The 23,379-nt window shown below is 73.8% G+C and carries 25 protein-coding genes; 2 read left to right on the top strand and 23 right to left on the bottom strand.

Annotation, left to right across the window (positions count from 1 at the left end; genetic code table 11):
• The 4 genes from TR48_RS26495 to TR48_RS45790 all read right to left on the bottom strand — a co-directional run.
• On the bottom strand, positions 1-1,054 hold a 1,054-nt coding region (locus tag TR48_RS26495; protein ID WP_201777160.1), incomplete at its 3' end, for a beta-ketoacyl synthase N-terminal-like domain-containing protein.
• A gap of 2 nt (positions 1,055-1,056) precedes the next feature.
• Positions 1,057-2,334 carry a beta-ketoacyl-[acyl-carrier-protein] synthase family protein gene (locus TR48_RS26490; RefSeq protein WP_042371786.1) on the bottom strand — a complete coding sequence of 426 codons (1,278 nt, stop codon included), beginning with the start codon at positions 2,332-2,334 and terminating at the stop codon, positions 1,057-1,059.
• Positions 2,331-2,771: a cupin domain-containing protein gene (locus TR48_RS26485; RefSeq protein ID WP_042371784.1), complete on the bottom strand. Its 441-nt coding sequence runs from the start codon at positions 2,769-2,771 to the stop codon at positions 2,331-2,333. Before TR48_RS26485 ends, TR48_RS26490 begins: the two co-directional genes overlap by 4 nt.
• Positions 2,768-3,103 carry a TcmI family type II polyketide cyclase gene (locus tag TR48_RS45790; RefSeq protein ID WP_042371782.1) on the bottom strand — a complete coding sequence of 112 codons (336 nt, stop codon included), beginning with the start codon at positions 3,101-3,103 and terminating at the stop codon, positions 2,768-2,770. Before TR48_RS45790 ends, TR48_RS26485 begins: the two co-directional genes overlap by 4 nt.
• A gap of 229 nt (positions 3,104-3,332) precedes the next feature.
• Here TR48_RS45790 and TR48_RS26475 point away from each other — a divergent pair, with 229 nt between their 5' ends.
• Positions 3,333-3,722 carry a SchA/CurD-like domain-containing protein gene (locus TR48_RS26475; protein WP_042371780.1) on the top strand — a complete coding sequence of 130 codons (390 nt, stop codon included), beginning with the start codon at positions 3,333-3,335 and terminating at the stop codon, positions 3,720-3,722.
• Positions 3,723-3,779: 57 nt separating this feature from the next.
• Here TR48_RS26475 and TR48_RS26470 read toward each other — a convergent pair whose 3' ends face one another.
• From TR48_RS26470 to TR48_RS26435, 8 genes are all read right to left on the bottom strand, one after another.
• A complete protein-coding gene (locus tag TR48_RS26470; RefSeq protein ID WP_042371778.1) occupies positions 3,780-4,091 on the bottom strand; it encodes a hypothetical protein in 312 nt (103 codons plus the stop codon).
• Positions 4,092-4,183: 92 nt separating this feature from the next.
• On the bottom strand, positions 4,184-4,636 hold the full coding sequence (locus tag TR48_RS26465; protein ID WP_042371776.1) for an anthrone oxygenase family protein: 453 nt from the start codon (positions 4,634-4,636) through the stop codon (positions 4,184-4,186).
• Positions 4,637-4,663: 27 nt separating this feature from the next.
• The gene (locus TR48_RS26460) at positions 4,664-5,047 is read right to left on the bottom strand and encodes a SchA/CurD-like domain-containing protein (RefSeq protein WP_042371774.1); all 384 of its coding nucleotides are present in this window, start codon (positions 5,045-5,047) and stop codon (positions 4,664-4,666) included.
• A 19-nt stretch (positions 5,048-5,066) separates the two neighbouring features.
• Positions 5,067-5,333, bottom strand: coding sequence for an acyl carrier protein (locus TR48_RS26455; RefSeq protein ID WP_042371773.1), 267 nt, complete (start codon positions 5,331-5,333; stop codon positions 5,067-5,069).
• 61 nt (positions 5,334-5,394) lie between these two features.
• Entirely contained in the window at positions 5,395-6,231 is an 837-nt protein-coding gene (locus TR48_RS26450; RefSeq protein WP_042371771.1) for an AfsR/SARP family transcriptional regulator, read from the bottom strand.
• Positions 6,232-6,250: 19 nt separating this feature from the next.
• Positions 6,251-7,030, bottom strand: a complete 780-nt coding sequence (locus TR48_RS26445) for a thioesterase II family protein (protein ID WP_042371769.1) — start codon at positions 7,028-7,030, stop codon at positions 6,251-6,253.
• 160 nt (positions 7,031-7,190) lie between these two features.
• Positions 7,191-8,066: an AfsR/SARP family transcriptional regulator gene (locus TR48_RS26440; protein WP_063771067.1), complete on the bottom strand. Its 876-nt coding sequence runs from the start codon at positions 8,064-8,066 to the stop codon at positions 7,191-7,193.
• A gap of 156 nt (positions 8,067-8,222) precedes the next feature.
• Positions 8,223-8,504 (bottom strand): DUF6059 family protein, encoded by a 282-nt coding sequence (locus tag TR48_RS26435; RefSeq protein WP_042371768.1) that lies wholly within the window; start codon positions 8,502-8,504, stop codon positions 8,223-8,225.
• Positions 8,505-8,641: 137 nt separating this feature from the next.
• Here TR48_RS26435 and TR48_RS26430 point away from each other — a divergent pair, with 137 nt between their 5' ends.
• Positions 8,642-9,796 (top strand): cytochrome P450, encoded by a 1,155-nt coding sequence (locus TR48_RS26430; RefSeq protein WP_042371837.1) that lies wholly within the window; start codon positions 8,642-8,644, stop codon positions 9,794-9,796.
• A 45-nt stretch (positions 9,797-9,841) separates the two neighbouring features.
• On the opposite strand, the gene TR48_RS26425 is transcribed toward TR48_RS26430, so the two are convergent.
• From TR48_RS26425 to TR48_RS26375, 11 genes are read right to left on the bottom strand one after another with little or no spacing between them, the layout of a single operon-like run.
• Positions 9,842-10,219 carry a DUF4260 family protein gene (locus tag TR48_RS26425; RefSeq protein ID WP_042371766.1) on the bottom strand — a complete coding sequence of 126 codons (378 nt, stop codon included), beginning with the start codon at positions 10,217-10,219 and terminating at the stop codon, positions 9,842-9,844.
• Positions 10,216-11,286, bottom strand: coding sequence for an alpha/beta hydrolase (locus TR48_RS26420; RefSeq protein WP_042371764.1), 1,071 nt, complete (start codon positions 11,284-11,286; stop codon positions 10,216-10,218). The genes TR48_RS26425 and TR48_RS26420 overlap by 4 nt, the downstream gene beginning before the upstream one ends.
• Positions 11,283-12,137, bottom strand: coding sequence for a 4'-phosphopantetheinyl transferase family protein (locus TR48_RS26415; protein ID WP_052443049.1), 855 nt, complete (start codon positions 12,135-12,137; stop codon positions 11,283-11,285). Before TR48_RS26415 ends, TR48_RS26420 begins: the two co-directional genes overlap by 4 nt.
• On the bottom strand, positions 12,022-12,864 hold the full coding sequence (locus TR48_RS40915; RefSeq protein ID WP_236652344.1) for a 2-oxo acid dehydrogenase subunit E2: 843 nt from the start codon (positions 12,862-12,864) through the stop codon (positions 12,022-12,024). Before TR48_RS40915 ends, TR48_RS26415 begins: the two co-directional genes overlap by 116 nt.
• On the bottom strand, positions 12,861-13,127 hold the full coding sequence (locus TR48_RS26405) for a hypothetical protein (RefSeq protein WP_042371762.1): 267 nt from the start codon (positions 13,125-13,127) through the stop codon (positions 12,861-12,863). Before TR48_RS26405 ends, TR48_RS40915 begins: the two co-directional genes overlap by 4 nt.
• Positions 13,124-14,146 carry a 3-oxoacyl-ACP synthase III family protein gene (locus TR48_RS26400; protein WP_042371761.1) on the bottom strand — a complete coding sequence of 341 codons (1,023 nt, stop codon included), beginning with the start codon at positions 14,144-14,146 and terminating at the stop codon, positions 13,124-13,126. The genes TR48_RS26405 and TR48_RS26400 overlap by 4 nt, the downstream gene beginning before the upstream one ends.
• Positions 14,143-17,196, bottom strand: coding sequence for a type I polyketide synthase (locus tag TR48_RS26395; RefSeq protein WP_084729784.1), 3,054 nt, complete (start codon positions 17,194-17,196; stop codon positions 14,143-14,145). Before TR48_RS26395 ends, TR48_RS26400 begins: the two co-directional genes overlap by 4 nt.
• Entirely contained in the window at positions 17,196-17,462 is a 267-nt protein-coding gene (locus TR48_RS26390; protein WP_042371758.1) for an acyl carrier protein, read from the bottom strand. The genes TR48_RS26395 and TR48_RS26390 overlap by 1 nt, the downstream gene beginning before the upstream one ends.
• Positions 17,463-17,493: 31 nt before the next feature.
• Positions 17,494-19,449: an acyl-CoA dehydrogenase family protein gene (locus TR48_RS26385; protein ID WP_084729783.1), complete on the bottom strand. Its 1,956-nt coding sequence runs from the start codon at positions 19,447-19,449 to the stop codon at positions 17,494-17,496.
• A complete protein-coding gene (locus TR48_RS26380; RefSeq protein ID WP_152628195.1) occupies positions 19,443-21,272 on the bottom strand; it encodes an acyl-CoA dehydrogenase family protein in 1,830 nt (609 codons plus the stop codon). The genes TR48_RS26385 and TR48_RS26380 overlap by 7 nt, the downstream gene beginning before the upstream one ends.
• Positions 21,266-23,212 (bottom strand): fatty acyl-AMP ligase, encoded by a 1,947-nt coding sequence (locus TR48_RS26375; RefSeq protein WP_063771066.1) that lies wholly within the window; start codon positions 23,210-23,212, stop codon positions 21,266-21,268. The genes TR48_RS26380 and TR48_RS26375 overlap by 7 nt, the downstream gene beginning before the upstream one ends.
• Positions 23,213-23,379 lie beyond the last annotated feature (167 nt).

Here is a 23,379-nt window from a genome sequence, read left to right as displayed (position 1 = left end):
GGGGCGGTGGCCCCTCCAGGGGCGCGCCGCCGCCGTAGAGGCGGCCGGTGAGCGTCTTCGGCGCGGTGACCGGGACGCCGCCGGGGCCGAACAGCGCACGCAGCGCCGCCGCCTCCTCCGCGTCGGCCTGCGGGACGCCGGAGGCGTCGGCGAAGACCACGTCGATCTCCTCCGGCCGCAACCCCGCGTCCGCCAGGGCCCGTTCGATGGTGCGGCGCAGCACCGGCGGGCGGTCGCCGCCCGGCGCCGGGTCGAAGCCGGCCGCGTAGCCGAGCACCCGGGCGTAGGCGCGGCCGCCGCCGCGCTCCGCGAAGGCGTCCGGGCGCTCCGTGATCAGGATCGCGCCGCCCTCCCCCGGCAGGAAGCCGGAGGCCTCCGCGGAGAAGGGCAGGTAGGCCCGGAGCGGGTCGTCCACCGTGGACAGGCCCTCGGAGCTGAGCTGCGCGGTCACCCCGTAGGGACAGAGCGAGGAGTCGGTGCCCCCGGTCACGACCAGACGAGCGTCGCGGCGCAGCAGTCGTCTGCTCTGCCCGATCGCGTCCAGGCCTCCGGCCTGCTCGCAGCAGAGCACGCCGCAGGGGCCGCGCATGCCGTGGCGGATGGAGACCTGACCGGTGGTGGCCGCGTAGAACCAGGCGATCGACTGGTAGGCGCCCACCCAGGACGGGTCGTGCTGGTACAGGTTCTCCATCTCGTGCTGGCCGAACTCGGTGCCGCCGGAGGAGGACGAGGTGACCACGGCCATCTCGAACTCGGGCAGCTGCTTCGGGTCGACGTGCCCGTCCTCCAGCGCGTCCGCGGTGGCCGCCAGCGCCAGGTGGGTCCACCGGTCGGTCTGGGTGACCAGGCGGCTGGGCACCTGGGCGGCGGTGTCGAAGCCGGGGACCTCGCCCGCGTAGCGGACCGGATAGGTCGCCGGGTCGAAGCGGCTGATCGGGCCGATGCCGGACTTGCCCGCGAGGACCGCGGCCCAGTGGTCGGCGGTGCCCAGACCGGTCGGCGCGACCACGCCGATACCGGTGATCAGCGGGGCGTCGTCTGCTGCGGCGGACACGCTCAGCTCCTCTCGTAGGCGACGACGCCCGGACGGGCGAGCAGCATCGCGCTCTGGAATCCGCCGAACCCGCTGCCGACGCTCAGCACCACGTCCATGCGGTGCTCGCGCGCGGTCTTGGGCACGTAGTCCAGATCGCACTCGACGTCGGGGACCTCCAGGTTGGCGGTGGGCGGCACGACCTGGTGTTCCAGGGCCAGCGCGCTGGCGGCGACCTCGATCGAGCCGATCGCGCCGAGCGAGTGGCCGACCATCGACTTGATCGAGCTGACCGGCGTCCGGTAAGCGTGGTCGCCCAGGCTGCGCTTGAACGCGGCCGTCTCGTGCCGGTCGTTCTGCTTGGTGCCGGAGCCGTGCGCGTTGATGTAGCCGACGGCGGTCGGGTCCAGCTTCGCCTGGGCCAGCGCCCGGGTGATCGCCTCGGCCATCTCCCGGCCGTCGGCCTTCAGGCCCGTCATGTGGAAGGCGTTGCTGCGGCCGGCGAAGCCGACCAGCTCGGCGTAGATGTGCGCGCCGCGCGCCTCGGCCGCGCTCTTCTCCTCCAGCACCAGCACCGCCGAGCCCTCGGCCAGGACGAAGCCGGAGCGGTCCCGGTCGAAGGGCCGGGACGCCGACTCGGGACGGTGGTTGTCCGGGGTGGTGGCCTTGATCGCGTCGAAACAGGCCGAGGTGATCGGCGAGAGGGGCGCGTCGGTCGCGCCCGCGAGCACGATGTCGGCCGACCCCTCCTCGATCAGCTGCATGGCGTGCCCGATGGAGTCGAGCCCGGAGGTGCAGCCGGTCGAGATCAGCGCGACCGGGCCCTCCGCGCCCGCGTCCCTGGCCACCTCGACGGCCAGGGTGCTCGGCACCATGTAGCCGTACAGGTGCGGCACGCCCTTGGTGTGGTCGACGAGCCAGTTGCGGCCGCCGTCGCTCAGGGTGACGTACTCCTGCTCCAGGCCCATGGTGCAGCCGACGGCGCTGCCGATGCTGACCGCGATCCGCTCGGGTTCGACGGCGCCGAGCTCGATGCCGCTGTCCTCGACGGCCTCACGGGCGCCGACGACGGCGAACTGCGCGGCCCGGTCCATCCGCAGGATCTGGGCGTCCGTCAGCCCCCGGGCCGCCGGGTCGAAGTCGACCTCGGCGGCCACCTGGGAGCGGAACGGGGCCGGGTCGAAGAGGGAGATACGCCGGGTCGCGGTGCGCCCGGCGGACAGCAGGTCCCAGAAGGCCTTCCGGTCGGGTCCGCCGGGAGCGACCACCCCTATGCCGGTGATGACGGCACGACGGGTCATGGGGCATCGCCCACCTGCGGCTGCGGCGCGCCCGCGTCGACGACGTCCTCGGTGTCCACGTGGCCCAGCTCGGGCCGGGGCGCCAGCGGCGAGAGGTGGAAGACGGCGGTGGCCCGCACCTTGCCGACGTTGACCAGTCGGTGGTCGACGCCGATCGGGATCAGCACCGAGTCCTCCGGGCCGAGTTCGAGCGGCTTGCCGTCCAGGGTCAGCTCCAGCTGGCCCTGGATGACGTGCAGGAACTCCTCGGAGTACGGGTGGTAGTGCCGGGTGATGTACTCGCCGGCCTCCAGGTGCAGCACACCGCCGAAGCCGGAGCCGCAGCCGACGGTCACGGGGCTCAGGGTGACCCGGATGTCACCGCCGCGCTTGCGGTTGGGCGTGGCGTCGGCGGCGTTGACACGCAGGACGCTCGGGTCGGAGACGGGCGTGGTCACTGGATCCTCCCCTGCTCGCTGGTCCACACGTAGAACGGGGTCGCCATGGCGTCCTTGGGCTCCTGCCAGTTCGGGTCGTACGGCGAGATCCAGTCGGTCAGACCGGTGTTGATCCGCTCGTACAGCGGGTGGCTGCGCGCCTTGTAGAGGTTCGGCGAGATGTCCTGGTCGGCCTCGACCAGGTGGAAGTACAGGTTGTGGAAGTTGAACAGGGTGCGGCGGGACACGCCGATCAGGTGCGGCAGATCCGTCCCGTCCGACTCCTCGAACAGCTTCGCGACCGAATCCGCGTTCTTCGGGTCCATCCGTGCCACGATCAGTGTCCGGTGCACCGCCGCCTCCTCTGCGGGTCGATGACGTGCTTCACAGCAGCAGCCCGAACACTCCTCCGCCTCCCTCGAGTGGCGCTCGACATGGGCTGCACACCGGGCGGACCAGTCGGGCTCGAGTCCGGCGCGAAGGCGTGGGCCAGCATGGAGACCGCCGGGCGGGCCGCGCGGCCGTCGGCCTTCCCCCCGCCGACGGCCCGGCCCGCCCGCGACCACGAGGAGAGGAGACGGCATGCCCTTCGCGGCGATCCAGTACGACATCAAGCCCGGCTTCGAGAAGGAGCTGGCGGAGATCTTCGGCAGCTTCAAGCGGGTCGGCTCGTCCTCGGTGCAGGGCCGGCCGGACGCCGCGCCGGGCGCCGACGCGCCCGCGCCGACGACGCGCATCCTGTCCACGGCCGTCTTCCTGCGCGACGCGACGATGGTCCGCTTCATCGAGTACGAGGGCGACCTGCAGGAGGTCGCCTGGCACATGGCCGCCCAGCCGGGTGTCCAGGAGGTCGAGGCCAAGCTCAAGCCCTACCTCAGCAAGCCCCGCGACACCGGGACGCCGGAGGGCTTCGTGGCCACCTTCAACCGCAGCCTGCTGCCCTGCCTGACCCAGATCTCGGTGCGCGGCTGACGCCGCCGGAACGCTGCGAGGCCGGACCCTGGACGGGTCCGGCCTCTTCCGGTGCGTTCAGCTGGCGACGTCCACGCCGGCCGAGCCGTCGCTGACGTCCGCCAGCTTCAGGTGGAACCGGCCCAGCTTGAGGTCGAAGCCCTTCTGCAGGGTGTAGCTGAAGCCGTGCGAACTGATCACGATCGAGGCGGCATCGACCCGCTTGACCACGAAGTCGGCTCCGTCGAGCGAGAGTTGCGAACCCTCGTGCAGGTCGAGACGGCACTGGCCCTTGTCGCAGGACCCCTTGGCGTCGGCACAGGCCGCGAGCCCGGGCAGGGCCAGGCCCAGCACCAGCGCCGCGGTGAGCAGGCGTGGTCGTAATCGCATGGGTCGTCTCCTTAGCTGACTGAAGCTGTCCGCCCGGAGGCGGAGAAGGGCGGGACTCCGAGGGGAGCCCCGCCCGGGGACTGTCAGTAGGGTCAGTGCAGGGCTGTCGCGCCGCTGCCCGCCACGAGGGCGGCCAGCGCCAGGCCGGTCCGCAGCATGTGCCATCGTCGCCACAGCGGGCGCGGATCCTCCCAGTCCGAAGGTAACGCCCCGTCGGTCGCGACCGCCTTGACTCTGCGGTTGATGGGCACGTTGCACAGGTGCGAGACCGTCGAGACGCCCAGCAGCAGCACTGCGGTCACGATGTACAGCTCCCGCGCCGTCCCGGTCCGCAGCACCGCGAGCGCCACGTTGAGGCCGGTGCTGGTGAGCACGGTCAGGGGCATCACCGGATCCCAGTTGCGCCCCAGCAGCCGGTGCGCCTCCACGTAGGTGCGCGGCTCCATCGCGAACAGCGCCGGCAGCACGCTGAGCGCGACGGCGAACAGCACGCCCGCGGTGACTCCGGTGCCCACGGCGGCGAGCACGCTGAGAGTCTCGACCACGGCCCTCTCCTCTCTCGGCCGTACCGGTCAGCCGTTCGGGTGGGTGTCCACGGTGAGCTGGGCGATGGTGCGCATGGTCGCGTTTCTGAAGTAGGCGGCGAAGTCCGCGTCGCTGCGGGTGTCGCGCTCCTCGGCCAGGTAGGGGAGCAGTTCCTCCTCCAGCGTGTGGACGCCCTTCTGCGCGGCCATGTGACGGCCGACCGCGGCGAACTCGCCCTCGTAGTGGATGACGCGGACCAGGACGTCGTCCTTGATGAAGACGCCCGTCCCGAGCAGGCGCCCGGCCGGCGCCTCGGCGCCCTGGAGGGACGGGAGGTCGGGCGTGTCCACCCGCTGGAACCCGGCGAAGATCGCGGCGATCTCGTCCTCGAAGCCGGGCTTGACCCGGTAGGTGATGGCTGCGTACGGCATGGACGTTCGACCTTTCGAGTCAGGCGGCGCGCGACGGGGCGGCGTTGATGATCTTCAGCAGCAGTCGCGGCGTCTCCGCCTGCGCGACCGCGTCGTCGTCGATCTGGATGCCGAGCTGGCGCCCGATCACACCGGTGACCTGGAGCACCGCGAGGGAGTCGTAACCGAGCTCGAAGAACGTGACGTCGAGGACGGAGTCGTCGGCCGTGGACAGGTCGTAGGTGTCGGAGTCGCCGGCGCACTCGCGCAGCGCAGCGGTCAGCTCCTGCACGGTATAGATGGCCATCGCGTGCGGTCCTTTCGGTGAGGTGAGTGGTGCCTTGCGGCGCCGAGGGGCTGACCAGGTCTCAGCCCGACCGGCCCACCGCCAGCGCGCCCGGCCCGGTGCCCGCGCCCGCGTACTCCAACTCGGGATCGTCGGAGAGCATCGCCCGCTGCAGGCCCTGCAGGGTCGGGGACGGGTCGAGGCCGAGCTCGCGGCCGAGGGTGATCCGGAGCCGCTGGTAGGTCTCCAGGGCGCTGCCACGTCGTCCAGCCCGGTACAGGGCCAGCATCAACTGCGCCTGGAGCCGCTCATGGGTGGTGTGGCGGGCGGCCAGTCCGGCCAGCTCGCCGAGGATCTCGTGGTGCATGCCGAGGGCCAGGTCCGACTCGATCCGCTGGCTCAGGATGCTCAGACGGCACTCCTCCAGCCGGATCACGTCGGCCTCCAGCAGCGGGCCGACCTGCACGTCGACGAGGACGGGGCCGCGCCACAGGGCCAGCGCCTGGCGGAAGCGGGTGGCGGCGGTCTGGTGGTCGCCGACCGAGAGGGCCCGGTGGCCGATGGCGGCCAGCCGCTCGGCCTCGACGGCGTCGACCAGGCCGCCCTGGGTGTCCAGCATGTAGCCGTTGGCGGAGGTGACCAGGATGTCCTTGGGGCCGCAGCCCGGGTTGCCCCCGGGGTCGGCCGCGAGGGCGGCGCCGATCAGGTTGCGCACCTGCAGGATGTAGGTCTGCAGCGTGGTCTGCACGCTCCGGGGCGGGTTGGCGCCCCACAGCTCCTCGATCAGCCGGGAGACGGCCACCACCTGGTCGGGGTACATCGCCAGCAGCGCCAGCACCTTCCGCGGCTTGATCGCTGTCGGTACCACGGAGGCCCCCGCCAGCGTGACCTGGCAGGGCCCGAGCACACCAATGTCCATCGTCGAGCTCCTTCTTGAGTCAGCCCAGGGGGGCGGCGGTCGCGGTGGTCAGGCAGTCTCGAAGCCGTTCCGCGAGCAGCGCCACGACCGGTTCGTCACGGACGAAGAAGTGGTCGCCGGGAAGGCTCCGCAGAGTGAAGCCCCCGACCGTGTAGGCGCTCCACTCGGCGACCTGGGCCACCGGCGCGACGTGGTCGGCCTGGCCGGCCAGGGCGAGCACGGGAACGTCCAACGTCCTGCCTGCGGCGGCTCGAAGACCTCGGGCCAACAGCAGGTCGTCCCTGAGGATGTCGAGCATGGTCCGCGACCAGCTCAGGTTGAGGGAGCTCTGCGGCATCTCGCCGCCGGTGCGCTCGAGCAGGCCGTGCAGCGCGCGGTCGTCGAGCTCGGCGCCGTCGAGCAGCGGCATGCCGAGGTGGGGCGCGGAGCAGGCGCCGACGGCGAGCAGCTCGGGCGGCCGCAGGCCGCGGCCGCGGAGCCGGTCGGCGACCGAGTAGGCGACCAGCGAGCCGAGGCTGTGCCCGTAGAGCGCGTAAGGCTCGGCGCAGTACGGCAGGAGCACGGCCTCCAACTCGTCGAGCAGCCGCTCGGGCGAGGTGATCCGCTCCTCGCGCAGCCGGCTCTCCCGCCCGGGAAGCCGCACGGGCACCACGCGCACCGGCGCCTCCGCGGGGAGCGCCGCGAGGAAACGATTCTGCCAACGGGCGAAGGAGAGCGCGCCCGCGCCGGCGTGGTGGAAGCAGAACAGACGCATCATCGACCCGGAAGGCCCCGGGTCCACCGCGAACCAGCCGCCCATGACCGCACCCCCTCGTCACGTCGCGCACACCCTGAACAACCCTCAGGTGCGAACGATCGTCCTCAGAGGGCCTGCAGGAACGCTTGACATGCTCTTGAGCCCGCGCGCGGCAGCGAGGCCGACGGCGCGGGCCGGGTCGGAGCGATGATGTACGGGCGGATCAGCCGCGGCTCCCCGCCCTCGGGGCCATGGCCCGGCCCGGGCCCTCCAGGGCCTGCCTGCGGTCCGCGCCCAGGCCCGGCGTCCGCGGGCGCAGCGGGTGGACCGGGTCGAGCATCGGATCGGAGGACAGCACGGCCCGCTGCAGCCGCTGCACCGGCGCGGAGGGCTCCAGGCCCAACTCGTCGATGAGCGAGGCGCGCAGCCGCCGGAAGACCTCCAACGCCCGCGCGGACATGCCGCAGCGGTAGAGCGCCAGCATGAACTGGGCGTGCAGGTTCTCGTGCAACGGGTACTGGGCGGTCAGCCCGGCCAGCTCCCCGAGGATCTCGTGGTGACGCCCCAGCTGGAGGTCCGCGTCGAGGCGTCGTTCCAACGCCGCGACCCGGCTCTCGTCCAGCCGGGTCGCCTCGATCTCCAGCCTGCTGCCGCGCGGAAGATCGATCAGCGCCGGGCCTCGCCAGAGGCCCAGCGCCTGACCGAGCTGGCGCGACGCGGCCTCCGGGTCTCCCGCCTCGAAGGCCGCGTAGCCTCTGACGGTCAACTCGTCGAACCGGCAGGCGTCGACATCGCCCATCGGCGTCTCGAGCAGGTATCCCGCACTGCGGGTGATCAGCACCTCCTTGGCGTCGCGTCCCGTGCCGACCATCGCGGCCGAGAGCGAACGACGCAGTTGGAAGATGTACGTCTGCAGGGTCGTGGCCGCGCTGCGCGGCGGACGCGGACCCCACAACTCGTCCATCATCGCTACGACCGGCACCATCTGACGCGCGTTCAGCGCCAGCAGTGCCAGCAGTTGGCGCGGCTTGCCGGCCGTGGGAACGATCGAGACTTCCGCTTCGACCGCCTCGAGCGGGCCAAGTACCTTGATCTCCATGCCCTCACCGTCCCCTCCACGGTAGGCGCCGCGGCCTTCTCCTTTCGAGGTCGCTGCGGAGAGAGCCAGGCACCAGAGTGCCAAAGGCGCGGCTGCCGGGAACAGTGAGATCTTCACGTCTTGCGGGGGACTTCCTCAATCGCACCGGACCGCTGATCAGCCGCTGAGGTCCAGCTGCCGCAGCACCTCGCGCTCGTAGGAGGAGAGCCCGATCCCGGCGGTGAGCCGCTCCGGGTGCCCCAGCGGCGGTCCGGAGAACCCCAGGAACGTGGCGGGCACGAACGGCATCCGGTCGTCCGCCGGGCGCAGCTGGCGGGCCAGCTCCGTCGGGTTGACGTCAGGATGGAAGACCCCTACCTGGCACTGCCCGTAGACGGCCAGGGCCCGCAACACCGGATAGAAGCAGTACTTGGCGAGATTTCGCCCCAACCTGCCCACGAGGGCACCTCCTTGGCACAAAAGGGGATGCCCTACATGGTCGCGCCGTCCGCTCGAGAGCCACTCCAGGTCGAGTCATGGTCGGTGTGGTTCACGACCTCGACCGGAACCCGAGCGACCGCGCCGACACTCCCCGCATGAGCCTCGACTACCCGCCCGCCCGCGCGAACGCCACCGAGGTGCCCGCCGCCTACCGCGACCTGCGTGGCTCCTGCCCCGTCGCCCACGTGCGCTTCCCCAGCGGCGACCACGGCTACCTGGTCAGCCGCTACGAGGACGTGCGCCGGATCCTCGGCGACCCCGACTTCAGCCGGGCCGCGACGGTCCTGCCGGACGCCCCCAAGCTGACCCGGCTCCCGTTCGACCCCGGCGGCCTGTTCACCCTCGACGGCCCCGAGCACACCCGTCTGCGCGCCCTGGTCGCCCAGGAGTTCAACCCGCGCCGCACGGCGGCGCTCCAGCCGCTGCTGGACGAGGCCGCGGACCGTCTCGTCGACGGCCTCGTCGCCGCCGGTCCCGGGGCCGACCTGATCGGCCACTACGCCTTCCCGCTGCCCGCGTTCGTGATCTGCGAGCTGCTCGGCGTCCCCTTCGCCGACCGGGACACCTTCCAGGCCTGGTCCGACCAGGTCCTCTCGCTCACCGCCCCCAGCCCCGAGGCCCGCGCCGCGCTGCTCGCCTACCTCGGCGGCCTGGTCGCCGCGAAGCGCCGCAGCCCCGGCGACGACCTCCTCAGCGCGCTGGCCCTCGGCGGCCTCGACGAGCGGGAACTGCTGACGATGGCGGTGACCCTGCTGCTGGCCGGCCACGAGACCACCGCCGGCGTCATCGGCACCTCCGTGCTGACGCTGCTGCTGCGCCCCGAGGGCCTGCGGGCCGTCCCCGACGACGGCGAAGCCCTCGACGCGCTGGTCGAGGAGCTCCTGCGCTACAACCCCGTCGGCGACGGCGGCCCGCTCCGGGTCACCCTGCGCGACGTCGAGATCGCCGGCACCCGCATCCCGCGCAACAGCGCGGTGATCGCGTCCATCTGCTCCGCGGACCGCGACGAGTCCGTCTTCCCCGACCCCGACCGCTTCGACGCCTCCCGCGACGGCCGCCCCCACCTCGCCTTCGGCCAGGGCCCCCATTACTGCCTCGGCGCATCCCTGGCCCGCGCGGAACTCCGCACCGCGCTCCGCGTCCTGGGCCGCCGCCTCCCCGACCTGCGCCCGGCCGTCCCGGTCGACGAACTGCGGATGCACAGCGGGTTGTTGGTGAACCGATTGGTCGAGCTACCGGTCGAGTGGTAGCCGCCGGGGGCGGGGAGGAGCCGCATATCGGCACAGCCCGCGCCCCTAGCGAAGGGCAACGAACCCCTCCCCGTCACGTGGCCCGTAGCCGAAGGCGCGGTCGATGGCGATGTGCGCCAGCCAGGCGAGGCCCGCAACCGTCGTACCGCGATGGCGAGACACCGCTGCCGTCAGCAGGAGAGCCGCCGGGACCGCCGGCGAGTGCAGGGTGTTGTACGGCCGGATCGCGTAGGATGGCATCTGCTTCCACGTCGGGGCGGCGGCCACGCCGATCAGCAGGGCCACGTCGGGCGCCACCGCGCACACCCACAGGGTCCTGCTGCGTCGCCCGGCCACGCACCGCGCCGCCGCGAGCGCGGCGACGCCGACCGCCGCGCTCGTCGCGCGGCCGGTCGGCGTGCGGTAGGTCCAGCCGGGTCTCATCCTCCGGCCCCCGGGCCCGCTCTGAACGTCGCGAGCGCGCCGCCGATCAGGTGGAGGCGGGTCTCGTCCAGGTGGTCCGGCGCGCCGTGGACGTCGTCGAAGGCGCGGTCCGTGCCGGGCACACCGGCCAGACGCAGCAGGGCGGCCTCCCCCGGCGGCATGATCTCGTCGCGCAGGCTCGTCACGTAGTGCACCGGTACCCCCTGCACGGCCAGCCGCGCCAGCTCCTCGTCCGTCAACGCCCAGTCCCGCAAAGACTCCTGAAGCCCGGCGACGGGCGTCCGCAGGGTGTGCGCGAGGCACGCCCGCGTCGTGGCGGGCAGCGTCGTCCACCAGTGCGCGTCGGTGAAGAACCGCCGTACCGGCGCGCCGACCGTCGCGACCGAGGCGATCCGGGAGTCGTCGAGGGCGCAGCGCAGCGCCAGGTGGCCGCCGAAGCTCAGCGCCACCGCCGCGACGCGGCGGACGTCGGCGAGGCCGAGCAGCGCGTCGAGCAGGGCGGAGAGCATCCGCGGCGCGGCGGGGTCGTAGCGCAGGGTGTTCTCGCCGACGCCCGGCAGTTCGGTGACGGCGAGCGCCACGCCCAGCGCGTCGGCCTGGGTCAGCAGCGGCGCCCACTGCTCCTTCAGGCTGACGATGCCGCCGAGCACCAGCAGCAGCGGTCGCGGTCGCACCGGGTCGAGGCCCGCCGTCCAGGCGACGAAGCGCTCGCCGTCCAGGGTGACCGTCAGCCGGTCGATCCGGGTCGGCTGGGCCTGACGCCAGCGGTCGAAGCTCTCGACGCAGCGCCGCTGCGCGACGCGGCGCGCCTCGTCGCCAGGGTAGGGGAAGCGCGCCACCGCGTAATGGCGGCAGGCGTCCAGCGGACGGCCACGCCCGGCGAGGCGGTCGCCGGCCTCCGTCCAGACCGGGCCCCAGGCGTCGGGGCTCCCGCCCCACGGCCGACGGACGCGCGCCAGCAGCTCCCTGGCCGCCTCCTCGTCGATGCCCTGGGCCAGCGCGTGCAGCAGCGCGAGCTCGGACAGCTCCTCGACGCCCACGCCGCCGTCGATTCCGGTGACGGTCATGCCCCCGCTCCGTCCATGAGTGCCTCCAGCAGTCCGGGATCGAGCATGGTGCTGGCCCGGGTGTCCTCGGTGTCGCCGAAGCCCGCGTCGTACAGCGCCCAACTGACGGTGTACTTCCCGTCGATGGTGCAGCTGTCCAGGACCCACTCGTCCCCGGTGCCCGGTGAGCCGTCGGGCCGCAGCACCTGGAGCGGGCGGCCCGCCGGGCCGAAGCCGAACTCGTTGAAGCGGAACCGCAGCCCCTGCCCGATGGCCTTGCTGTAGGCCTCCTTGAGCGTCCACAGCCGGACCATCTCGTGGTTGCGGTCGTCCTCGTCCACGTCGGCCAGCATGGTGCGCTCGTACGCGGTACAGACCTGGCGCTCGATGCCGGGACTGAGCATCGGCCGGTCCGAGAGCTCCGCGTCGACGCCGATCCAACCGCGCCGGGTGATGCCGACGAGCAGCAGCTCGTCGGTGTGGCTCAGGCTGATGTCGATCTGGTCGCAGCCGCGCAGGTAGGGGCGGCCGCCCGGCTTGTACGCGATCTCCACGGTCTCCGGCGGAGCGTCCATGGCCTGTCCGGCGACCCAGTGCAGCAGCGACCGCGACGCGGCGAACCGCTCGCGGACGGGCCGGTGGCGCATGTCACGGAAGCGCGCGTAGTCGCGGCCGAGCGCGACGACGAGCCCGGGGTCGTCCAGGTCCTCGGGGACCCAGTCGGCCAGCCGGGCGTGCACCATCGCCACGCCGTGCTCACGGAAGGCCTTGACGAACCGGTGCCAGGGCCCCTCCGGACCGGTCAGGCGGATCGGCCGGTCCATCACCGAGACGGAGTCGAGGGTCGTCCCACCCCCCGGGAAGAGCGGCATCACAGGCCTCCAGCAAGTGGACGAGCTCGTCGAGGACATCCGCGGCTGCGGCGCCGTCGAGGACGCGGTGGTCGAAGGTGAGCCCCAGGCGCAGCACAGGGGTGGGGCGCTGCGTGATCCGGCCGGCGGTGAGGGTGACCGCCGTGCCGCCGAAGGCGTCGAAGGTGTCCACGCGCCGGTGGCCCAGCGAGCTGACGGCGACCGTGCCGAGCAGCTCGGGCCTGCGCGAGGTGCGGGCCATGGCGGCCCGGAAGGCGAGCCGGCCCACGGGGGCGGGCAGGCGTGCCAGCAGCCGGGCGGCGTCGGCGCTGCCGTCCGTGTGGTCGTCGCGGTGGTGCTCCACCAGCGCCTGCAGCTCGGCCAGCGAGAGCCGGTCCACATGGCGCAGCACGGCGGTGTGGACCCGCCGCTCCGCGCCCGAGCCGGTGTCGACGGCGAGCTTGGCGTGGACCCGGTCGAAGCGGACCGTCCTCGGAAAGAGCCGGCCGACGGCGACGGCGTTGGCCTCGGGATGGTGGGCCAGCACCCGTCCCGCCGTGTACAGCAGGTAACTGACGACGGATACGGGCGTGCCCGCGGCACGGGCGGCGGCCCGGTGCGCCTCGACGCCGCGCATGTCGACCTCGGCGCCCAGGTGCACCGGGGCGGCGCTGCGCGTCCAGTCGAGGAAGTACCGGGTGTGACGCCGGGCGCGGTCCTGTCGGCTCGCGGTCCTCACGGCGGTCACAGCCGCACCGCCCGGTGCAGTTCGCGCAGCGTGCCGGCGGTGAGCAGGTCGGCGAGCGACTGCGCGCGGCCCGCGGCGGCCTCCAGGGCGAGCAGGACGCGCAGCAGCAGCATCGAGTCCCATCCGGGGAGGGCGTCCAGGGGCAGGTCCGCCTGGTCCGCCGAGAGCTCCAGGTCCAGCTCCTCGTTGAGCAGCGTCATCAGCCCGCCGAGGTCGGCGAGGTCGGCCGGAGCGCCCGGTCCGGGCGCGTTCACGCTGGTCATGCCGACCGTCCTTCCGGGCCGAGCGCAAGGGTGCCGGTGATCCAGCGGCTCGACTCGACGCAGACGGCGAGGGTCCGCTCCCCCTCGCGCAGCAGCGGCAGCAGCAGCGCCAACTGCTGGAGCAGCAGCGCGTTCCCGGTGTTGCCGGTGTCCGCGACGCAGGACAGCTCCGCCGCCCGCTCCGCGCCGAGCGCGGCCCGGAGCCGGGCGGTGATCGCCTTCGTCATCCGGCCGCCCAGCTGCGGCGGCAGCAGGTGGTCCAGCTGCTCGCCGGTCCAGCCCAGCGCCGCCAGCTGTTCCTTGGCCGCCTGCTCGGCCAGCTCCGGGACGCGCTGCTCCACGGCGGCGTAGTCCTCCGTCGCGGGCGGCAGTTGCGAGTCGCGCTCGGCCGCGCCGTACCACTCCAGCCGTTGGCCGGGCGCGACGCCCGGCAGCACCGGGCGGTGGCCGACGGCCGCGCAGCGGGCCGCGCCGGGCGCGCGGTCGGCGGAGACGACCGCCGCGCCCGCGCCGTCCCCGAAGACGACGTAGTTGACCAGCTGGGCGGGGCGCATCGAGCGGAAGTCCTGGTCCAGGTCCAGGTGTTTGGCCGCCACGTCGCCGCCGAGGACGAGGCCGCGCCCGGCCCCGTCGGCGAGCAGCGCCCGGGCCAGCGCCAGCGCCTGCACGGTCCCGGAGCAGCCGGACTGCAGCTGGTAGACGGGCACGTCGCCGGCGCCGAGCCGGTCCGCGACCACGGCGGCCGTGGTCGGCATCAACGCGTCCGGGGTGGCGGTGGCCAGCACCACGAAGTCCAGTTCACGTGCCGCGAGACCGGCTCGGCCGAGGGCGTCGCGGGCGGCGCGCTCGCACAGGCCCGACAGGTCGGTGCGGCCCTTGGCGAAGTGCCGGGCGCGGGTGCCGACGAAGCGGTCGATCCACTCGGCGGGGAGGCCGATCCTGGCCCCCAGCGCGGCGTTGTCCACCGGCGGCCCGGGCAGCGCGGCCGCGGCGGAGCGCAGCCACATGGCCGTGCTCATGCGGCCCTGCTCACGGCGAGCTGCTCGTCCAGATGACTGACCAGGGAGTCGACGCTGACGAGGGCGGCCATCATCTCGGGCAGCGAGAGCTCACCGAGGGCGGGCAGCCGCTCCTCCAGCAGCGTCTTCAGCTCCATCAGCATCACCGAGTCGAAGCCGAGGTCGTCGTAGAAGCGGTCGTAGCGGCCCACCTCGGCGGCGTCGACGCCGAGGACGGCGGCCACGCTGGCCGGCACCGCCTCGGCCGGGTTCTCCGTCCGGGCGGCCCGCTCGCCCGCGCGCTCCGCGTGGTCGCGGGGCGCGACGGACGAGGCGGTCGACGCGGCGGACGGCTTCGCGCCGGGCGCGGACGGGCGTCGCCACAGCCGCACCGAGTCGTCGAAGACCTGCGGCAGCAGCCGGGTCAGCCGCCGGTCGGCGGGGGTGTAGAGCGGGTCGAAGTCCAGCTCCGCGCCCTGCCGGTAGAGCTCGGCGGCGGCTGCCGCGAGCGCCTGCGCCCCCGACTGCGGGCCGCTCAGCACGCTCAGCCCCGGCACCCGCGCGCCGCCCGGCACCCGGCGGGCCAGCGTCAGCAGCACCGGCTTGGGTCCGAGCTCCACCAGGTGCGTGATGCCCGCGCGGAGCATCGTCTGCGCCGCGTCGGCGAAGCGCACGGTGCCGGTGATGTGCCGGCACCAGTAGTCCGCGTCCAGGGCGTCGCCGACGGCGTCGAGCACGCCCCCGGTGACGGTGGAGAACATCGGCAGCCGCGGGCGGCCGGTGGGGATCCGCCCGGCGCGACGCAGGAACTCGGGCAGCACCGGCTCCATCAGCGTCGAGTGGAAGGCGTGCGAGACCTTGAGCGCGGTCGCGCCCGTGCCCTGCTCGGCGAAGCGCTCGCGCAGCCGGGCCAGCGCGCCCAGGTCACCGGCGAGGACGGTGGCGCCGGTGCCGTTGACGGCGGCGAGGGAGACCAGCGGCTCAGCCTCGACCAGCTCGGCGAGCGCGTCCACGTCCGCGCGCACCGCGAGCATCCCGCCGCCCTCGGGCAGCGCGCCCATGGCGGTGGCGCGGGCGGCCACCACGGCCGCCGCCTCCTCCAGGGTGAGCGCCTCCGCGGCGACGGCGGCGGCGAACTCGCCGATGCTGTGCCCGACGACGCCGTCCGGCCGCACCCCCAGCTCGGCCAGCGTGGCCGCGAGCGCGTACTCGACGGCGAAGACGCAGGGCTGGGTCCAGTCGGTGCGGTGCACCGCCTCGTCGCCGCTCAGCAGCAACTCCACGACGGAGCCGGGCAGGTGGGGGTCGAGCGCGCGCGAGGCGCGGTCCAGGTGGTGGCGGTACAGGGCGCTCTCGCGGTACAGCCGCGCGGTCATGCCGGGGTACTGCGCGCCCTGGCCGGTGTAGAGGAAGCCGAGCACGGGCGTCTCGCCCGGCGCGTTGCCGCAGCGCTCCTCGCCCGACGCGGCGTCACGCAGCGCCTCGACCAGGCCCGGCAGGTCGGCGGCGGGCAGCGCGAGCCGGTACGCCTGCCCGGTGCGCACCCGGTTGCTGGTCCAGCAGACCCGGCCCACCGGCACCGCCGCGGGCTCGCCCGCCCAGTCGGGCGTGAGCCGGGCCAACGCCGCCGCCTGCGCGGCCGCGTTGCGGCGCAGACCCTCGCCGGAGGGCGCGGTGAGGGTGAAGACGGCGGCGGAGACCTCCTCGGAGTCCGGTGCCAGGGCGGGGTCCGCGGCCAGGGCGGCCTGCGGGGCGTCGGCCTCACGTGGCGCGCCGGCGAGGATCACGTGCGCGTTGCTGCCGCCCATGCCGAAGCTGGACACCCCGATCAGCACCCGCGTGACGTCGGCGGGCAGCGGCTCGGGCCGCTCGACCAGCCGCAGCCCGTGGTCGCGCAGGGCCAGGCTCGGGTGCTCGCCGCCGACCGTGGCCAGCGGCGGGATCACGCCGTTGCGCAGCGCCAGGGTCGCCTTGATCAACCCGGCGATCCCGGCCGCCCCCTCGGCGTGGCCGATGTTGCCCTTGACCGAGCCGATCCCGCAGGGCTCCGCCCGGCCGGGGCCGTAGACGTCGCCCAGCGCCCGCGCCTCGATCAGGTCGCCGATCGGGGTGCCGGTCCCGTGCGCCTCGACGAAGGAGACCTCGGCGGGCTCGACCCCGGCGCGGCGACACGCGGCGAGCATGACCTCGCGCTGCGCCCGGCGCGAGGGGGCCATGATGCCGTTGCTGCGCCCGTCCTGGTTGACAGCGCTGCCCAGCAGCAGCGCGTGGACCGGCTGCCCGTCGCGTCGCGCGTCGGCCGCGCGGCGCAGCACCACGGCGCCGACACCCTCGGCCCGGCCGATGCCGTCGCTCGCAGCGCCGAACGGCTTGCACCGCCCGTCCGGGGCGGCCAGCCCGGCCTGCCGGTAGATCGCGTCCAGCGCGTCCGTCAGCACCAGGTTGACGCCGCCGACGACGGCGGTGTCGCACTCCCCGGCCAGCAGCGAGTTGACCGCCAGGTGCACCGCGAGCAGCGCCGAGGAACAGGCGGAGTCGACGGTGAGGCTGGGGCCGCGCAGATCCAGCTGGTACGAGAGGCGGTTGGCGAGCATGGAGCGGCCCGCGCCGATGCCGAGCCGGGGCGTCGGCTCGGCCGTGTCGGAGAGCTGGAGCCGGGCCCAGTCGTCAGACATGGCACCGACGAAGACGCCGGTGTTGCTGCCCGCCAGCTGCAGCGGGCTCAGTCCGGCGTCCTCCAGGGCCCGCCAGGCGGTCTGCAGCAGCAGCCGCTGCTGCGGGTCCATCGCCGTCGCGTCGGCCCGGCTGATCCCGAAGAAGGCGTGGTCGAAGGCGTCGGCGTCGTCGAGGAAGCCGCCGGGCGCGCCCGGCTGTTCACCCGTCGCGCCCCGGCTCGCGGGCCGTGGCGCGACGCTCTCCGCGCCCGCCAGCAGCATCCGCCAGAAGGCGTCGGGATCGGGCGCGCCGGGAAACCGGCAGTCGAGCCCGACCACGGCGATCCGTCCGGCGGCCTGACCGGCGAACGGCCCGCCGCCCTGCTCGGCGGCCTGACCGGCGAACGGTCCGGGCATCACAGCTCCCCGTCTTTCCCGGCGCGGACCAGGAATCGGGCCAGCGCCTCGATGGTCGGGTAGTCCCAAGCGACCGTCGGCTCCAGGTACAGGCCGAACGCGTCCTCGATGTCACCGAACAGGCTCAGCGCGGCCACCGAGTCCATGCCGTACTCGCTGAACGGGATGCAGACGTTGATGTCGTTCTCCGGTCGGCGCAGGTAGCCGCTGAGCCGGGTGACGAGCCACTCGCGGTACTCGGCCTCGAGAGGCGTGACAGCAGGCATCGCGTGGTCCCTTCGATTCGGCCCAGGGGAGTCAGTGGCGTGCGGCGGCGGGCTCGTCCACGACGAGCGGGCCGGCCAGGGGGGTGTCGTACAGGTCGAAGCTGCGGCCCTCGTGGTAGCGGCAGAGCACCTCGGCGAGCATCCACTCGCTGTGCTCGTCGGCCTCCTCGGGCAGCGCCAGGCCGAGGTGCCGGCAGACGCGGGTGAGCGCGGCGACCACCCAGCGCGGGTCGGCGAGGAAGCCCGCACCGTCACCACCGGCCCCGCCGCCCTGTCGCTGCGCCAGCCACACGTTGACGCAGGCCGATCCGGCCAGCAGCAGGGTGTAGCGGTCGGCCAGCGCGTAGGCGTGCGGGCTGGCCATCGCGGTGCGGTCGTGCGGGCCGAGCGCCAGGCACTCCTCGCGGACCCGGTTCAGCTCGGCCACCAGCGCCCGGAGCAGCGCCCGGACGGGGGCGAGCTCGGCGCCCGCCTCCGCCGGCCCCTCCAGCCGGTCGACGGCCGCCAGCAGCGAGGCCACCAGCGCGTCGTCCTCCGCGGCCAGCACCAGCCGGTCGGTGTCGAGGGGCGGCAGCCCGCCGCCGGTGCGGAACAGCGCCTCCGGCGCCGGAGTGCCCTGCCCCCAGGAGCGCCGGGCCAGCCGGGGCAGCTGCGGGATGATCGTGGCCTGGCAGGCCGCGCTGCCCGCGTGCCCGAGACTCACCATCGGCAGGTCCCGCACGTGCTTCTGGAAGACGCCGTAGTCGCCGTCGCGCACGTAGAAGTTGGCGCCGAGCACGATGGAGAGGTTGTAGCAGGCGTCCTGGAGGAGCTTGGGCACCAGGTACTTGACGGCCGCCGCGTAGACGCTGGTCTGCTCGGGCAGCAGGTGCACCGCGCGGGTCGCGGCCAGGCAGATGCTGTCGCAGACCAGCAGGTCGGTGAAGGCGCTGGCCACCGTCGCCTGCGCGTGCGGGATGTCCAGCACCGACCTGCGGTACAGCTCCCGACTGGTGGCGAAGCGCACCACCGTGCGCAGCGCCGTGTCCGCGCCGCCCAGCACCATGCCCGGCACCACGCTGCGGGTGATCTGGAAGGACCGCAGCGCCGTCTCCACGCCGCCGCCCTGGCGTCCCACCAGCGCGCTGCCCGGCACCCGGCACCGCTCGAACGAGAAGCCCGCGACCTGGCAACCGCGCACGCCCACGGTCCGGTACCGGTCGGTCACCGACCACCTGTCCTCGGGCAGTCCGGCGGTGTCGACCAGCAGCACCGAGTGGCTACGCGGGCCACGCTGTCCGGGCGGGGCGGTCAGGCAGAACAGCACCAGGCCCTCCGCGCGCCCGGCGTTGTTGATGACGTCCTTGCGCCCGTCGAGCAGGTAGCCGCCACTGCCGTCGGGCCGGGCGGAGAACTCGTTGCGGACGAAGTCGTTGCCGTGCGCCAGCTCGTGGTAGGCGATCGCGAGGCGGCCGCCGTCGCGCAGCAGCTCCGCGGTCCAGTTCCGCTGCGCCTCGTCGCCCGCCGCCCACACCGCGATCGCGGCCAGGAACGAGGTGACGCCGTAGCCGAGCCCGAGCGAGGCGTCGCGCCGGAACAGCGGGCGCAGCACCCGCGCCAGCCCGTCGATCCGGTCCAGGTTGCCGCCCAGCTCGCGCGGGACGAACTCGTCGTTCAGCCGGAAGCCGGCCAGCGCCCGCTCCGCCTCGGCAGGCAGCTCGCCGCGCTCGTCGGCCTCCAGCAGCGCCGCGTTGCCGAAGGGGTTGCCCGCGTCGCGCGGGTCGCCCAGCAGCCCCTCGAAGGCGGCGACCCGCTCGCGGATCCGCAGCTCGCCCGCGTCCAGGTCGGCGCACCCGGGGTCGGGCGTGGCGCCGTATGCCTGTGACTCCTGTGCCGCCTGTGGACCCCGCGCCGTCTGTGGCCCCTCTGCCGCGTGTGGACCCTCTGCCGCCTGTGGACCCTGCGCCGGATCGCCGCTGCACGGCGTGTCGTTCAGCCTGCTCAACATGACACGGGTCCCTCCGCCACTGGGCAGGGCAGCAGCGAGAAGAGGCTGCCCTGCTGGTACTGCTCGATGAGCCGGGCCTCGAGCCGCTCGCTCAGGTCCGCCTCGGTGGCGCCGCCCGTCGCCGGCGCCGACCGCCGGGCCGGCCCGCCGAGGGCCTGACGCCGCAGCACCCGGTCGAGTACGGCCTCCAACCACAGGCCGTCACGCCACAGTTCGCCCGTCGGGCCGCTTTCGGCGGCGCGGTGGGAGTGCAGCCACAATCCGAGCGCCGCCGCGCCCGCGAAGCACAGGGAGTACCGGCGGGCGTCCTCGAAGCTCGACGGGGCCGCGTCGCCGACGGTCGAGGTGCACGTTGCGATGCGCTCGTGCAGCTCGTGGGCGGCACGGTGCACCTCCTCCGCCAGCGCGGCCGCGCGGGCCAGCGCGGGCCGGTCCGCCGCCTCCGCACGCAGCGCACGGACGGCGGCGGGCAGGGTGCCCATGATGCTGCTCCCGTAACGGGAGACCAGCACCAGCTGCGCCGGGTCGAACTCGGGCAGCCGCCGCTCCAGGTCGAACAGCGAGGCCAGCCGGGGCCGGTGGTCCGCGGGCGCCAGGAAGCTGCGTGCCAGCGCCCGGAACTGGACCACCAGCGAGTACAGGTTGACCATCGTGTTGCCGTCGAAGATCCCGACGATCCGGTGGTCGCGCGCCAGCTTCTGGTAGCGGCCGTGGGCGTAGTGGTCGGCGAGGAAGCTGCGCGCGCCCAGCAGCGCGCCGAGCTCGGCGACGATGTCGTCGACCACCGAGGGCACCAGGTACTTGGCCACGGCGGCGGTCACGCCCAGCTCGCTGCTGAGCGCGTGGATGCTGCGCACCGCGACGGTGTTGAGCGCCTCGCACAGCAGCAGGTCGGCGTAGGCGCCGGCGAGCGTGTGCCGGGTCAGCGGCAGCTCGGCCAGCGTCCGCCCGTAGAGCTCCCGCTCCTGGGCGAAGCCGACGGCCAGCCGCAGCGCGTGGTCGGCGGCACCCAGCGAGAGCGCGGGGCAGAGCGTCCGGGTGACCTGCAGCGTGCGCAGCACCAGCTCCGCCCCACCGCCCAGGCCGCCCACCACCGCGTCCGCGCCGACGGGCGCGTCCTGCAGGACGACGCCGCTGATGTCCGCGCCGCGGATGCCGAGGGTGCGCAGCTTGGGCAGATGCCGGTAGGTGCCCTCGGGCAGCTCGTCCTTGTCGACCAGCACCAGCGAGAAGCCGCGCGGTCCGCCGGTGGGCGAGGTCCGGGTGAGCAGCGAGAGCAGCCGGCCCCGGGTGGCGTTGTTGATCAGCCATTTCTCGCCGTTCAGGCGCAGGCCGTCCCCGTGGTTCTCGGCGGTGAGCTCACCGGCCAGGATGTCGCTGCCGTGGGTGCGCTCGGTCAGCCCCAGGGAGACCCGGGCGCCCCGGCGGACCAGCCGGGCCAGCCGCCGGGCGGCCGCGTGGTCGCCGGAGAGGAAGACCGGCGCCGCGCCCAGGAAGGTCTTGCCGTGCGCGATCGCGACGGTGAGGTCGCGCCGGGCCAGCATCCGGATCAGCTGCGACAGGTCCTGGTAGTCCGTCAGTCGGCCCCCGTACTGGGCCGGGACGTAGTACTCGGCCAGTCCCCACAGGTCGAGCGCGGCGAGTTGCTCGGCGGGGAACTCCTCGCCCTCGTCCAGCCGGAGCGACTCGCGGTAGGAGTGCACCCCGGCGTCGTCGGCCGGGTCGCCGAGCTCGCGGTCGAGCCGCGCGCCGAGCTCCCAGGAGGGGTGCGGCAGCGGCCAGTCGAGCTCGGCGGGAACGACGCGCCGCGGCGTGGTCACCACGACTGCCTCCCACTCGTGCCTGGCCCGCTGCGCAGGTCCCTGCGCAGGTCGCCGCGCGGGTCACTGCGCAGGTCGCCGCGCGGGTCCCTGCGCAGGTCGCCGCGCGGGTCGCTCCGCCTGAGGCCGCCTGCCGCGCCGCCTGCCAGGCTGCCCGCCCCGGCGCCGATCAGCTCGCTCAGGTAGGGGTGCAGCACCGAGTGGATCGGGCGCAGCGAGCCGTTGAGCAGCAGCTGCCGCATCTCGCCGCGCCGCGGCTTGCCGCTGGTGGTGCGGCGCAGTGTGCCCGGGCGGACCAGCAGCACGTTCTCCGCCGGGATGTCGAACTCCCGCAGGATGCTGCGCTGCGCGGTGGCCGCGAGCGCGGCGAAGTCCGTGTCGGGCTGCCCGGGGCGGCGCACCTCCTGGATCAGCACGACCTGCTCGCGCCCGGTCTCGCCGGTGTCGATCCCGAACGCGGCTCCGGAGCCGAACTGGGCGTCCGCGCGCTGCACGGCCCGCTCGATGTCCTGGGGGTAGAGGTTGCGCCCGGCCAGGATCACGATCTCCTTGATCCGCCCGGTGACGAACAGCCGGCCCTCGTGCAGCACACCCAGGTCGCCGGTGCGCAGCCAGCCGACGTCGCCCTCGGCCGTGACGGCCTGGAAGGTCTCGCCGGTCTCCAACGGCCGGTTCCAGTACCCGAGCGCGATGCCGGGGCCGCGCAGCCAGATCTCGCCGACGGTGCCGTCGGGCAGGCTCGCGTGCGTGTCGGGGTCGACGACGCGCAGCTCGCAGCCGTGCGGACGGCCGCTGCTGACGATCGTGCGCGGCGTCCCGCCGCCGATCCCGGCGCCGACGAGACGACGCCCGTCGAGCTCCGCACCGTCGGCGCGGAACCGCACCGGCTGCCTGCCGGGGGTGTCGCCCGCGACCAGCAGCGTCGCCTCGGCCATGCCGTAGCAGGGGTAGAGCGCGCCGCGCTGCAGCCCGACGGGCGCGAAGCGCTCCGCGAACCGGGTCAGCGTGCTCGCCTTGATCGGCTCGGAGCCGTTGACGGCGTTGCGCCAGCTGGAGAGCTCCAGCCCCTCCATCTGCTCGTCGCTTATCCGGTCCAGGCAGAGCTGGTAGCCGAAGTCGGGACCGCCGCCGGTGGTCACCCGGTACTCGGTGATCATGCGCAGCCAGGAGACCGGCCGGCGGATGAACGCCACCGGCTCCATGTGCACGCCCGAAGCGCCGAGCCACAGCGGGTGCAGCAGGTGGCCGACCAGGCCCATGTCGTGATGGAACGGCAGCCAGCCGCCGATGACCGAGTCCGGACCGGTGCGCATGGCCCGACGGATCGTCTCCTGGTTGGCGGCGAGGTTGCCGTGGGAGACCATCACGCCCTTGGGCTCGCCGGTGGAGCCGGAGGTGTACTGGAGGAAGGCGAGCTTGTCGGGCGCGAAGGCCGGCTCGACCCAGCTGTCGGCGCTGTCCCCGGGCAGTAACTCGGTGGCCAGACACCGCACCTGCGGCCGGCCCGCCTCGGCCAACCGCTGGGAGATCTCCGGCGCGTTGGCGCTGTCGGTCAGCACCAGACTCGCGTTGGCGTCTCTGATGATGCCGAGGAACCGCTCCAGATTGGCGCTGGACGCGTCCGGCACGGGCGTCGGCACGGCGACGGCGCCTGCGTACAGGCAGCCGAGGAAACTGGTGAGGAAGGCCAGCCCGGAGGACTGCAGCACCAGCACCCGGTCGCCGGGCTTGCCGGTCTCCTGGATCCACGCGGCGATGCCGCGGGCGGCGCGGTCGAGCTCCTGGTAGGAGACCCGCTCCGGCTCGGGCCCGCCGGGCTTCTGGTGCAGGAAGACGAACGCGTTCCGCCTGCCCAGCGTCTCCGCGTGTGCACGGAACCGCTCGGTGAACGTGCGTGCGTCGGTGAACGTGCGTGCGCTCGACGGCTCGACCCCACTCGTCACGTCTGTTCCCCCTCAGCTCGGACCGTGTGCGGGATCCTCCGTTGGATCCGCTGGAGCCGAGGATGGGACGGGACTCTCGAGAGCCCCTCGCAACCATGTCGAACCGGACAGAGGCCGACTCGCGACCTACCTCATCCGTACTCGAAGGGTGCCGTCGTGCTCATGGC

Origin of the sequence: Streptacidiphilus neutrinimicus (assembly GCF_000787815.1) — a bacterium.
Taxonomy (GTDB): Bacteria; Actinomycetota; Actinomycetes; order Streptomycetales; family Streptomycetaceae; genus Streptacidiphilus; species Streptacidiphilus neutrinimicus.
This window is presented reverse-complemented; position numbering and strand designations above follow the sequence as displayed.